This window comes from Cupriavidus sp. H39, assembly GCF_050271075.1.
Taxonomy (GTDB): domain Bacteria; phylum Pseudomonadota; class Gammaproteobacteria; order Burkholderiales; family Burkholderiaceae; genus Cupriavidus; species Cupriavidus necator_B.
In genome coordinates this window covers 1848702-1861894 of record NZ_CP189848.1, presented here as the reverse complement: position 1 = coordinate 1861894, position 13193 = coordinate 1848702, and the positions used below count along the sequence as shown (strand labels likewise).

Genomic DNA, 13193 nt, shown 5'->3' with positions numbered 1-13193 from the left:
CGTCAGCTCTCCCTGGTTCCCATCAGTCCACGCGGGCGGAAGATCAGCATCACCACCAGCAGCAGGTATGGCAGCACCGGCGCCACCTGGGCCACCGTCAGCTTCCACAACGAATAGAACGGCGTGGCCTCGCCGACGGCCAGCCCGAGGCTGTTCATCAGGCCCGCCAGCGAGGCGTCGATGGTGACCGCGAAGGTCTGCAGCACGCCGATCAGGATCGACGCAATGAACGCGCCCACCAGCGACCCCATGCCGCCCACCACCGCCACCACGAACACGATCGACCCCACCGCCGCGGCCATCGATGGCTCGGTGACGAAGGCATTGCCGCCGATCACGCCGGCCAGCCCGGCCAGCGCGGCGCCGCCGCCGAACACCATCATGAATACGCGCGGCACGTTGTGGCCGAGCGCCTCGACCATTTCCGGATGGGTCAGCGCGGCCTGGATCACCAGGCCGATGCGGGTGCGCGTCAGCACCAGGTAGATCGCCACCAGCATGCCCAGCGATACCAGCATCATGAAGGCGCGGTACTTGGGGAAGGACGAGGTGAACACCGTGAACAGCGGTCCGTCCAGCTCCGCGGGAATCCGGTACGGCACCGCCGCCAGGCCCCACACCAGCTTGACGCCCTCCTCGATCAGGTAGGCCAGTCCGAAGGTGAACAGCAGCTCGGCCACATGGCCGTACTTGTGCACCGTGCGCAAGCCAAAGCGCTCGACCAGCGCGCCCGCGCCCGCCACCAGCAGCGGCGCGAAGATCAGCGCCGGCCAGAAGCCGATCTTGCTGGCGATGGTGTAGGCAAAGTAGGCGCCCAGCATATAGAAGCTGGCATGGGCGAAGTTGAGCACGCCCATCATGCTGAAGATCAGCGTAAGGCCGGATGACAGCATGAACAGCAGCAGCCCGTAGCTGATGCCGTTCAGCAGGGAGATGACGAAGAATTCCACAGCGTGTCCTTCAAGCTGGTGCCGGCACCGTGGCCGCCGCAACGGCCACAGCCGGGGTCGGCCGGCAACGTCCGGTTGGATTGAGGGTGAGCGCAGCCCTTGCGCCGGGCACACATGGTGCCCGGACGCCCCCCGCTATCGACCCGAAAAAAACCGAGAGTATGCAGGAACGGGCGGCCACTTTGTCGGCGTGGCCGGCCCGCCGTGGACGAGATCAGCCCGGCCGCTTCATCTGGCAGGAGGTGGGCTGGGCGGACACGTACTGGTCCATCAGCGCATTGGTCTTCCAGCCGTACCCGGTGTTTTCCTGGTCGTACTTGATTTCCTTGCCGTCGACCTTGGTCCAGGTGGCGACCACCAGTGGCTGCTGCGCCTGGTGGTCGGTATTGCGCATCTCGACCGTGCCGTTCATGCTGTCGACCTTGATGCCTTCCAGCGCCTTGGCCACCTTGACCGGATCGGTCGAGTTGGCGTCCTTCATCGCCTTGCTGAGCATGGCAATGCCGGTGTACGAGGCCATCACGTAGAAGTCGTCGTTGTACTTTTTCTTGTAGCCTTCGATGATGTCGGCGCCGCGGAAGCCCTTGTTATTGGGGTTGTAGTAGCCCACGTACTTGACGTGCTCCGCTCCCGCCGCGCCCATCGCGGTCGGCACGCCGGTGGTGCCGGCGTAGTAAGTGTAATAGTTGGTGGTGAGCCCGGCGTCCTTGCCCGCCTTGATCAGCAGCGCGAGGTCGCTGCCCCAGTTGCCGGTGATCACGGTGTCGGCGCCGGAGGCCTTGATCTTGGCCGCGTACGGTGCAAAGTCCTTGACCTGCGCCAGCGGATGCAGGTCTTCGCCGACGATCTGGATGTCCGGGCGCTTGCGCTTGAGGTAGTCCTTGGCGGCGCGCGCCACCTGGTGGCCGAACGAATAGTTCTGGTTGATCAGGTAGACCTTCTTGACGTTCGGGTCCTTGGCCAGGAAGGTGGTCAGCGCCTCCATCTTCATGTCCGAGTTGGCGTCCAGGCGGAAATGCCAGAAGTTGCACTTGGCATTGGTCATGTCCGGATCCACCGCGGCGTAGTTCAGGTAGACGATCTCCTTGCCCGGATTGCGCTCATTGTGCTTGGCCACCGCATCCTGCAGCGCCAGGCCGACCGAAGAGCCGTTGCCCTGCACGATGTAGCGGATGCCCTGGTCCGCCACCTGCTTGAGGATGGTCAGGCTTTCCTGCGGCGACAGCTTGTTGTCGAAGCCCACCACCTCGAACTTGTGCGAACCGGCCCAGCCTTTCTGGTTGGCGACATCGGCCACGTACTGCCAGCTCTTGAGCTGGTTCTGGCCAACCGGGGCCATCAGGCCCGAGAGCGGATCGATAAAGGCAATCTTCACCGTATCCGCGAGTGCGGACCCCGAAACCAGCGCAGAACCCAGTGCGGCAAACATGGCCACACCGGCCACCAGCGGACGCATTTTGGTCATACCTGTCTCCTTCACTCTTGTCGTTGGCTTGTCGTCGAAGTTGTCGATGTCGTCGATGCGGCCCGCCGCGTGGCGCCCTCCTGTTCGCGCCGCGCGGCCGGCCCCGGCAGCGCCGTGCCGCAAGCTGGCACGGCGTACCGGTGCTGACCTGCCGGCCTCAGGCAGTCGGCAGCTTGTAGTCCTTGAACTGCTCGCGCAGGCGCAGCTTCTGCATCTTGCCGGTGGCGGTCAGCGGGATCTCGGTGACAAAGGCCACGTCGTCCGGAATCCACCACTTGGCGACCTTGCCTTCGAAGAACTGGAGCAGTTCTTCGCGCGTGACCTCGGCGCCGGGCTTCTTCACCACCACCAGCAGCGGGCGCTCGTCCCACTTGGGGTGGTAGGCGGAGATGCAGGCCGCCATATGCACGGCGGGATGCGCCGCGGCAACGTTCTCGATATCGATCGATGAAATCCATTCGCCGCCGGACTTGATCACGTCCTTGCTGCGGTCGGTGATCTGCATGAAGCCGTCGGCATCGATGGTGGCCACGTCGCCGGTCGGGAACCAGCCGTCGACCAGCGGGCTGGCGTCATTGCGGAAATAGCGGTCGATGATCCACGGGCCGCGCACCAGCAGGTCGCCGAAGGCCTTGCCGTCCCACGGCAGTTCCTTGCCCTCGCCGTCGACGATCTTCATGTCGACGCCGTAGATCACGCGGCCCTGCTTTTCCTGGATCTTGTGGCGCTCGGCGTCGGACAGGTCCTGGTGCTTGGCCAGCAGCTTGCACGACGTGCCCAGCGGCGACATCTCGGTCATGCCCCAGGCGTGGATCACCTCGACGTCCAGCGCCTCGAGCGCGCGGATCATCGCCGGCGGCGCGGCCGAGCCGCCAATCACGGTGCGGCGGAAAGTGGAGAACTTCAACTGGTTCGCTTGCACATGCTGCAGCAGGCCCAGCCACACCGTCGGCACGCCGGCGGAGAAGGTGACCTTTTCCTGCTCGAACAACTCATAGAGCGAGGCACCATCCAGCTTGGGCCCCGGCAGCACCAGCTTGGCGCCGACCAGTGGCACCGAATACGGCAGGCCCCAGGCATTGACGTGGAACATCGGCACCACGGGCAGGATCACGTCGCTGGCGGAGCAGCCCAGCGCATCGGGCATGGCCGACGCATAGGAGTGCAGCACCGTCGAGCGGTGCGAATACAGCGCGCCCTTCGGATTGCCGGTGGTGCCCGAGGTGTAGCAAAGGCTCGACGCCAGGTTCTCGTCGAACTGGGGCCATTCATAATCGCCGTCCTGAGCCTCGAGCAGTTCTTCGTAGCACAGCAGCGGCACCTTGGATTCGGCGGGCATGTGGGCGCGGTCGGTCATCGCCACCCAGCCCTTGACGCCCGGGCAATGCGGCGCGACGCCCTCCACCAGCGGCAGGAAGGTCAGGTCGAAGAAGATATAGCCGTCTTCCGCGTGGTTGACGATATAGGCGATTTGCTCGGGAAACAGGCGCGGGTTGACGGTATGGCAGACGGCGCCCATGCCGGACACGCCGTAGTAGATCTCCAGGTGGCGGTAGCCGTTCCAGGCCAGCGTGCCGACACGCTCGCCCTGCTCCACGCCGAGCGCCCCAAGCGCCTGCGCCAGCTTGCGGGCACGCAGTTCGCAATCGCGGTACGTATAGCGATGCAGGTCGCCCTCCGTGCGCCGCGAGACGATCTCGGTGCTGCCGTAATAACGCGCGGCGTGCTTGATGATGGAGGAAATGAGCAGCGGTGCGCTCATCATTTGACCCATCAATGCCATGAACCTGCCTCCTGAATTCTGTTCTTTGCCACCGAAAAACGAACAACCGTACTATTTTTGGACGGTCATTCGCATGCATGGAACCGGCACCGAGCCGATCCGATCCGATCGTGCACTGCCGTACTGTCGTCGCGTTTGCTGTCGTCGGGGCCGCAATTCTGCGGAAGTCCATGCACCGGATTCATGGGTGCAGTGAAGGCAGGAAATAACCTTGCGGTGCATGGCGGCATGTCCCGCCGGGCGCGGTGACGTGCCGTTGAGGACGTACAATACTGCGTGGCATGTTGCACCTCAACATGTCGTTTTCCCTAGCCACCATCGCATTTTCGTGCCTTCTGCAGCCCGCGCCGCACCGCCTTGGACGCGTGCCGCGGCACCCCGCCAAGCGCACCGAAAGCGCACTGCCACCTGACGCCCGAGCGCCCCTACGCGATGCCAGATACGCCCCAGCCGCACGCTACCCAATCCGCCGCCGCCGCGCCGGCGACGTTGCCCCTGCCTTTCCCTACCGCGCCCGGCTTTGCCGACCTGGGCCCGCATTTCTTCACACGCCTGCGTCCCACGCCGCTGCCGTCGCCATACCTGGTGAGCGTGGCGCCGGGAGCCGCAGCGCTGCTCGGTTGGGACGCCGGCGTCGGCAGCCAACAAGACTTTATCGAGACCTTCATTGGCAACCAGGTGCCGGCCTGGGCCGATCCGCTGGCGACGGTTTATTCCGGACACCAGTTCGGGGTCTGGGCTGGCCAGCTCGGCGACGGCCGCGCCATCCGCCTGGCCCAGGCCGAGACCGACACTGGCCCGTGGGAAATCCAGCTCAAGGGCGCGGGCCTGACACCGTATTCGCGCATGGCCGACGGACGCGCGGTGCTGCGCTCGTCGATCCGTGAGTACCTTTGCTCCGAGGCCATGGCCGCGCTGGGCGTGCCGACCACGCGCGCGTTATCGATCATGGGTTCGGACGCGCCGGTGCGGCGCGAAACCATCGAGACCGCCGCGGTCGTGACCCGGCTGTCGCCGACCTTTATCCGCTTCGGGCACTTCGAGCATTTCGCCGCGCACGACGACGTGGCCGCGCTGCGCAAGCTGGCGGACTTCGTCATCGACAATTTCATGCCCGCCTGCCGCGACGACGCGCAGCCCTACCAGGCGCTGCTGCGCGAGGTCTCGCTGCGCACCGCCGACCTGATCGCGCACTGGCAGGCGGTGGGCTTCTGCCACGGCGTGATGAACACCGACAATATGTCGATCCTCGGCCTGACCATCGATTACGGCCCGTTCGGCTTTCTCGACGCGTTCGACGCCAACCATATCTGCAACCACTCCGACACCCAGGGCCGCTATGCGTACAGCCAGCAGCCGCAGGTGGCGTTCTGGAACCTGCACTGCCTGGCGCAGGCGCTGCTGCCGCTGTGGCTGGCGCCCGAGGACGCCGACCGCGAAGGCGCGCGCGACGCCGCCGTCGAAGCCGCGCGCGCCGCGCTGGACCCGTTCCGCGAGCGCTACGCCGCCGCCTTCTTCCGCCACTACCGCGCCAAGCTGGGCCTGCGCCCGCCCGCCGGCGGCGACGACAAGGCCGACGAGCCGCTGCTGACCGGGCTGTTCCAGCTGCTGCATAGCCAGCGCGTCGACTACACCCTGTTCTGGCGCAGGCTGTGCCGCATTGCGTCGACCGACGCCTCGCGCGACGGGCCGGTGCGCGACTTGTTCCTCGATCGCGCGGCCTTCGACGCCTGGGTGGCCGATTACCGCGTACGCCTGCGTGCCGAGTCCTCGCACGACGCCGCCCGCGAACTGGAAATGCTGGCGGTCAACCCCAAGTACGTGCTGCGCAACCACCTGGCCGAGACCGCCATCCGCCATGCCCGCGACAAGGACTTCAGCGAAGTGGACCGGTTGCTGGCGGTGTTGTCGCGTCCGTTCGACGAACAGCCGGAGGCCGAGCACTATGCGGCGCTGCCGCCGGACTGGGCCTCGGGGCTGGAAGTCAGCTGCTCGTCGTGACGGGATGTGATGCGCGCCTGCAAGCCGGCGCGGGCCGGTGTAAGGTTCGCGCATTGCCGACGACCAACGCGGACGAACGCCTGACCGGCAATCGACTCCAAGCAACTCCGCGAGGAAAACCATGACCACCACCAAGACCGACGCCGAGTGGCGTGCCCAACTCTCCGAGATCGAATACCGCGTGACCCGCGAGGCCGCCACCGAACGCCCCTTCACCGGGCGCTACTGGGACCATTGGAACAACGGCATCTACCATTGCGTGGGCTGCGGCACGCCGCTGTTCGAATCCGCCACCAAGTTCGACGCCGGCTGCGGCTGGCCCAGCTATTTCCGCCCGATCAACGGCGAGGTGATTGCCGAGCACGCCGACCATAGCCACGGCATGACGCGGGTGGAAGTCCGCTGCAAGGAATGCGGCAGCCACCTGGGCCACGTGTTCGAGGATGGCCCGGCACCGACCGGCCTGCGCTATTGCATCAACTCGGCTGCGCTAAAATTCGACGATCGCGATCCGGACCAGCGTGCGGCGGATGATGCCCACGCTGCCGAAGCGCCCAAGCGCGAACCGCAGCCCTGAAGCCCAAATTGTCCGGCCACGACGCCGGACACAACCTGGACCCGCATGAAATTCCTGTTCGACCTGTTCCCGGTCATCCTGTTTTTTGCCGCATTCAAGCTGGCCGACATCTACACCGCCACCGCCGTGGCCATCGGCGCCACGGTGCTGCAGATCGGCTGGGTCTGGTTCCGCCACCGCAGGGTGGAGCCGATGCAGTGGGTCAGCCTGCTGATCATCGCGGTGTTCGGCGGCGCCACGCTGGTGCTGCACAACGAGACCTTCATCAAGTGGAAGCCGACCGTGCTGTACTGGCTGTTCGCGGTTGCGCTGCTGGGCTCGGTGCTGGTCTGGCGCAAGAACCTGATCCGCGCCATGATGGAAAAGCAGGTCACCCTGCCGGATCCGGTGTGGGCGCGGCTGAATCTTGCCTGGGCCGGCTTCTTCGCCGCCATGGGCGTGCTTAACCTGTACGTGGCCTACCAGTTCTCGACCGAGGCCTGGGTCAACTTCAAGCTGTTCGGCAGCATGGGGCTGATGCTGGTCTTTATCGTCGCGCAGAGCGTCTGGCTGTCGCGCCACATGCCTGAGAACAGCCAGGACTGACGGCGCCGCCGTTCCCTCCCGTATTCCAGAACCGAAGGAAACCATCGATGGCAGCCGATCCCGCTACGATCGAGGCGATGCTGCGCGCAGCGCTCGCCCCCAGCCACCTGGCCGTGCGCGACGACAGCGCGCTGCACGCCGGACATGCCGGCGCCGCCTCTGGCGGCGGACATTACGACGTGACAATCGTCAGCGAGCGCTTTGCGGGTCACAACCGGGTTGCCCGACACCGCATGGTGTATGATGCGCTGCGCGGTCTGTTCCCCACGCAGATCCACGCCCTCGCCGTGACTGCGTTCACCGACCAGGAGTACCAGTCCCGCGCACGCGATTCTTCCAGCAACTCTCAGACCTGATTCCATGAAGACCACCGTCCTCTCGTTCAGCCTGGCGGCTGTGCTTGCTGCCGGCAGCCTGCCGGCCATCGCCCAGAATGCCGCCGTCGTGAATGGCAAGGCCATTCCGTCGGCAAAGCTGGACAAGTTGATCGCCGGCACCGGCCAGCCGGACAGCCCGGAGCTGCGCACGCGCGCCCGCAACATGCTGATCGACCGCGAACTGCTCGTGCAGGAAGCCAACAAGCGCGGCCTGACCCAGCGCGACGACGTGCAGGAGCAACTGGAACAGGCGCGCCTGAACGTGCTGGCCGGCGCGGTGTTCGAAGACTACGTCAAGACCCACGGCGCCAGCGACGCCGAGCTGCGCAAGCAATACGACAAGATCAAGTCGCAGTTCGGCAACGGCAAGGAATACCATGCCCGCCATATCCTGGTGGAGAAGGAAGCCGACGCCAAGGCCATCATCGCCAAGATCAAGGGCGGCGCCAAGTTCGAGGACCAGGCCAAGGCCGCGTCCAAGGACCCGGGCTCGGGCGCCAACGGAGGCGACCTGGACTGGGCCAACAGCAGCAGCTACGTGCCCGAGTTCTCGGCCGCCATGACCAGCCTGAAGAAGGGCCAGATGACCGACACCCCGGTCAAGACCCAGTTTGGCTGGCACATCATCGAGCTGGTCGACGTGCGCGACGCCAAGATCCCGTCGTTCGAAGAGGTCAAGCCGCAGCTGACACAGATGCTGATGGGCGACCAGAACTGGCAGCGTGAGCAGTTCCAGGCCATGATGAAGTCGCTGAAGGACAAGGCCAAGGTCCAGTAAGCCGCGGGCCGGCCGCCCCCCCGGTCCTGCAGCCATCAAGGATGCAGCGCGTGGAGACGACCGGCCGCTATTGGCAACTCTGGCATCTCTCGTCCCGGGGCATGTGCTATTGCGCACTGGCCTGGGCAACCCTGGACGGCGCCGCCCCCGGCTGGCGCCAGCTCCATCCCCACCTCCCCTTGCGGGACCGGTATTCCCCTGAAAAGACCTTGCATGCCGTGGTGGCCTACCGATTGGCCAGCGGCGCGCTCGTGGCTACGCGCGGCTATGAGGGCGCGCGGATGCTGACGTATGCGTGTGTGGTGTGGAGTTCGCGGGCGGGGGGTGTGACCGCCTGACTTCGTTGATGCTCCCGCCCTCACCCCAGCCCTCTCCCGCAAGCGGGAGAGGGAGCACGCAAGCGGCCTGTTGCAAAGCCCGAGGAATCTGACGCAGCCACCGGTTGGCTCCCCTCTCCCGCTTGCGGGAGAGGGGCGGGGGTGTGGGCGGGCGTATCGACGAAGTCACGGCCGTTGCAGGCCCCGGCTCGCCCTCCCCGTCTGCCCTCACCATACGCGAGCAGCGGGGCAAACCCTCAGCAGTTCGCGGCCTTGGCGCTGGATCTCACCCCACCCACTTGCGCGCATTGCGGAACATCCGCATCCACGGGCTGCCACCATCGGCAACCTGCTTCCACGCGTCCGGCGCCCAGCTCATGGTCGCGGCACGGAACACGCGCTCCGGATGCGGCATCAGCACGGTGAAGCGGCCGTCGACGGTGGTCACCGAGGTGATGCCGTCGGGCGAACCGTTCGGGTTGAGCGGATAGGTCTGCGTGACCGCGCCGTAGTTGTCGACAAAACGCAGCGCCACATGGGCCTGGTCGATATTGCCCTGCTGCGAGAAGTCGGCAAACCCTTCGCCGTGGGCGACCACGATGGGGATGCGGCTGCCTTCCATGCCGGCGAAGAAGATCGACGGCGACGACTGCACCTCGACCGTGACATAGCGCGCCTCGTACTGCTCAGACTGGTTGCGCGTGAACTTCGGCCAGGCGCCTGCGCCCGGGATGATCGGGGCCAGGTTGCTCATCATCTGGCAGCCGTTGCACACGCCCAGCGCGAAGGTGTCCTGGCGGTTGAAGAACGCCGCGAACTGTTCGGCCATCTGCGCGTTGAACAGGATGGTCTTGGCCCAGCCCTCGCCCGCGCCCAGCACGTCGCCGTAGCTGAAGCCGCCGCAGGCCACGAAGCCCTGGAAGTCGGCCAGGCTGGCGCGGCCGGCGATCAGGTCGCTCATGTGCACGTCGTGCGTATCGAAGCCGGCGCGGTCCATGCTGTATGCCATCTCGATCTGCGAGTTGACGCCCTGCTCGCGCAGGATCGCCACGCGCGGACGGGCGCCGGTGGCAATGAACGGCGCGGCGATGTCTTCGGCCGGATCGAAGGTCAGCACCGTGCTGATGCCCGGGTCGGCGGCGTCCAACAGGCGGTCATATTCGCTGTCGGCGCAGGCCGGGTTGTCGCGCAGGCGCGCGATGCGCCAGCTGACTTCGCTCCAGTTGCGCTGCAGGTCCGTACGCGACGCGCCGAACACCTTCTTGGCGTCACGGTAGATCTCGACCTGGTCGGTGGTGTTGGGCTTGCCGACCACATGGCTGCACGCCGACAGCCCGGCTTCGCGCAGCACCGCGAACACGGCGTCGCGGTCTTCCATGCGCACCTGCACCACCGCGCCCAGCTCTTCCGAGAACAGCGCGCGCAGGGTCTGGTCGTTGCGGCGTTCGGCGATCTGCTGGGCCCAGTTCTTGGCGTCGCCGTAGTCCTGCTCCTGCTGCGGATCGAGCGCCAGCATGTCGACGTTGAGCGAGATGCCGCAATGGCCGGCAAAGGCCATTTCCGCCAGCGCCGCCATGAAGCCGCCGTCGGAGCGGTCGTGGTAGGCCAGCAGCTTGCCCTCGCGGTTCAGGCGCTGGATCACGTTGAAGAAGTTCTTCAGGTCCTCGGCGTTGTCGACGTCCGGCGCGCTGTCGCCGACCTGCTGCGTCACCTGCGCCAGGATGCTGCCGCCCATGCGGTGCTTGCCGCGGCCCAGGTCGACGGCGATCAGCACGGTGTCGCCGGCGTCGGTGCGCAGCTGCGGCGTCAGCGTGCGGTTGACGTCGTCCACCGCGGCAAAGGCCGAGATGATCAGCGACACCGGCGCGACCACTTCCTTGTCGACGCCGTCGTCCTGCCACTTGGTGCGCATCGACAGCGAATCCTTGCCGACCGGGATGCTGATGCCCAGCGCCGGGCACAGCTCCATGCCGACCGCGTGCACGGTGTCATACAGCTTCGCGTCCTCGCCTTCGACGCCGCAGGCCGCCATCCAGTTGGCCGACAGCTTGACCTTGCCCAGGTCCTTGACCGGCGCGGCGGCCAGGTTGGTCAGCGCCTCGCCGATCGCCATGCGGCCCGAGGCCGGTGCGTCGATCACGGCCAGCGGCGTGCGCTCGCCCATGGTCATGGCCTCGCCGGCCTTGCCCTGGTAGTCCAGCGTGGTCACGGCCACGTCGGCCACCGGCACCTGCCACGGGCCGACCATCTGGTCGCGCGCGTTCATGCCGCCCACGGTCCGGTCGCCGATGCTGATCAGGAACGACTTGCTGGCCACGGTCGGGTGGCGCAGCACGTCGCGCACCGCCTGCTCCAGGCTGATGCCGGTCACGTCCACGGCCGGCAGCGGCTGCTCGACGCGCTTGACGTCGCGGTGCATGCGCGGCGGCTTGCCGAGCAGCACGTCCATCGGCATGTTGACCGCGTAGTGTTCCTTGAGCGCGGCGTCGACACTGGCGTCGACCAGCTGCAGCTGCTTTTCCTCGGTGGCGATGCCAACCACGGCGAACGGCGAACGCTCGCGCTCGCACATGGCCTGGAACTGCGGGAAGCTATCCGGCGCGATCGCCAGCACATAGCGCTCCTGCGACTCGTTGCACCAGATCTCCGCCGGCGACAGGCCGGACTCTTCCAGGTGCACCTGGCGCAGGTCGAAGCGCGCGCCGCGGTCGGCGCCGTCCACCAGTTCCGGGAACGCGTTGGAGATGCCGCCCGCGCCGACGTCGTGGATCGACAGGATCGGGTTGGCGTCGCCGAGCTGCCAGCAGGCGTTGATCACTTCCTGCGCGCGGCGCTCCATTTCGGGGTTGCCGCGCTGGACCGAATCGAAGTCCAGGTCGGCGGTATTGGTGCCGGTTGCCATCGAGCTGGCGGCGCCGCCGCCCATGCCGATGCGCATGCCCGGGCCGCCCAGCTGGATCAGCAGCGTGCCGGCCGGCAGCGGGTTCTTGTGCGTGTGCGCGGCGTCGATATTGCCGATGCCGCCGGCGATCATGATCGGCTTGTGGTAGCCGCGCACGGTGCCGCCGACGTTCTGCTCGTAGACGCGGAAGTAGCCGCCCAGGTTGGCGCGGCCGAATTCATTGTTGAACGCGGCGCCGCCGAGCGGGCCGTCGATCATGATCTGCAGCGGCGAGGCGATGCGGTCCGGCTTGCCGGTCACGCCGGGCTTGTCGTCGGGGTTGCGGTGCGCCACCGGCTGGGCGGCGTCGCGGTCGTTTTCCCAGGACTCCACGGCATCCGGCAGCATCAGGTTTGACACCGTGAAACCGGTCAGGCCGGCCTTGGGCTTGGCGCCGCGGCCGGTCGCGCCTTCGTCGCGGATTTCACCGCCGGCGCCGGTCGAAGCGCCCGGGAACGGCGAGATCGCGGTCGGGTGGTTGTGCGTCTCCACCTTCATCAGCGTGTGCGTCAGCGCTTCGTGGCGGCCGTACTTGTGGTCGTCGCCGCGCGGGAACCAGCGCTCGGCGACGTCGCCTTCCATCACCGCCGAGTTGTCCGAGTAGGCCACGATCGAGCCCTGCGGATTGAGCTGGTGCGTATTGCGGATCATCGCGAACAGCGACTTGTCCTGCTGCACGCCGTCAATGGTCCAGGTGGCGTTGAAGATCTTGTGGCGGCAATGCTCGCTGTTGGCCTGTGCGAACATCATCAGCTCGACGTCGGTCGGGTTGCGCTCCAGCTTGCGGTAGGCGTCGACCAGGTAGTCGATCTCGTCCTCGGACAGCGCCAGCCCCATCTCGACGTTGGCGGCGGCCAGCGCGCTGCGGCCGGCGGCGATGTCGATGAAGCGCAGCGGCTTGGCCGGCAGTTCCTGGAACAGGCCGGCGGCATCGTCGCGCGACGCGACCACGGTCTCGGTCATGCGGTCGAACAGGTGCGCGGCGACGGCGGCGCGGGTGTCCGCGTCCAGCGACTTGCGGCCGCGCAGCAGGCCCTTCTTGCAGACCACGGTGATCTCGATGCCGCGCTCGATGCGGTGGATATGGGTCAGGCCGCAGTTGTGGGCGATGTCGGTGGCCTTGCTGGCCCACGGCGAGATCGTGCCGAAGCGCGGGATCACCACGAAGCGGTCGCCCTCGGGCTGCTCGGCGAATGGTGCGCCATAGGTCAGCAGCGCCGCCACGCGCGACTGGTCGTCGGCCGACAGCGGCGTCTGCGCATCGACGAAATGCAGGAACTGGCCGTGCACCGACTCGATATCGGCGTCGATTTGCCGGAGAGCGGTGAGCAGGCGTTGCTGACGGAAGGCGGAAAGCGCCAAAGCGCCGGGGAAGCACGAGAAATGCGCCATGATCGTAGCGGTCGGGAGGCGGTGAGG

General features: G+C 66.6%; 9 protein-coding genes. 5 read left to right on the top strand and 4 right to left on the bottom strand.

What is annotated here, in order from left to right; all coding sequences use genetic code 11:
• Positions 1–2: 2 nt before the first annotated feature.
• From ACOCMH_RS24065 to ACOCMH_RS24055, 3 genes are all read right to left on the bottom strand, one after another.
• Positions 3–950: a branched-chain amino acid ABC transporter permease gene (locus ACOCMH_RS24065; RefSeq protein WP_427309344.1), complete on the bottom strand. Its 948-nt coding sequence runs from the start codon at positions 948–950 to the stop codon at positions 3–5.
• A 214-nt stretch (positions 951–1164) separates the two neighbouring features.
• Positions 1165–2415, bottom strand: coding sequence for a branched-chain amino acid ABC transporter substrate-binding protein (locus ACOCMH_RS24060; protein WP_427309342.1), 1251 nt, complete (start codon positions 2413–2415; stop codon positions 1165–1167).
• 157 nt (positions 2416–2572) lie between these two features.
• Positions 2573–4198: a 3-(methylthio)propionyl-CoA ligase gene (locus ACOCMH_RS24055; RefSeq protein ID WP_427309340.1), complete on the bottom strand. Its 1626-nt coding sequence runs from the start codon at positions 4196–4198 to the stop codon at positions 2573–2575.
• Between the two features lie 432 nt (positions 4199–4630).
• Between ACOCMH_RS24055 and ACOCMH_RS24050 the strand changes: the two genes are divergently transcribed.
• From ACOCMH_RS24050 to ACOCMH_RS24030, 5 genes are all read left to right on the top strand, one after another.
• Positions 4631–6199 (top strand): protein adenylyltransferase SelO, encoded by a 1569-nt coding sequence (locus ACOCMH_RS24050; RefSeq protein WP_427309338.1) that lies wholly within the window; start codon positions 4631–4633, stop codon positions 6197–6199.
• Positions 6200–6320: 121 nt separating this feature from the next.
• Positions 6321–6776, top strand: a complete 456-nt coding sequence (gene msrB / locus ACOCMH_RS24045; protein ID WP_427309336.1) for a peptide-methionine (R)-S-oxide reductase MsrB — start codon at positions 6321–6323, stop codon at positions 6774–6776.
• Between the two features lie 45 nt (positions 6777–6821).
• Entirely contained in the window at positions 6822–7361 is a 540-nt protein-coding gene (locus ACOCMH_RS24040) for a septation protein A (protein ID WP_427309334.1), read from the top strand.
• A 47-nt stretch (positions 7362–7408) separates the two neighbouring features.
• A complete protein-coding gene (locus ACOCMH_RS24035; RefSeq protein WP_427309332.1) occupies positions 7409–7717 on the top strand; it encodes a BolA family protein in 309 nt (102 codons plus the stop codon).
• Between the two features lie 4 nt (positions 7718–7721).
• Positions 7722–8516: a peptidylprolyl isomerase gene (locus ACOCMH_RS24030; protein ID WP_427309331.1), complete on the top strand. Its 795-nt coding sequence runs from the start codon at positions 7722–7724 to the stop codon at positions 8514–8516.
• Positions 8517–9119: 603 nt separating this feature from the next.
• Here ACOCMH_RS24030 and purL read toward each other — a convergent pair.
• The gene (gene purL / locus ACOCMH_RS24025; protein WP_427309329.1) at positions 9120–13166 is read right to left on the bottom strand and encodes a phosphoribosylformylglycinamidine synthase; all 4047 of its coding nucleotides are present in this window, start codon (positions 13164–13166) and stop codon (positions 9120–9122) included.
• Positions 13167–13193 lie beyond the last annotated feature (27 nt).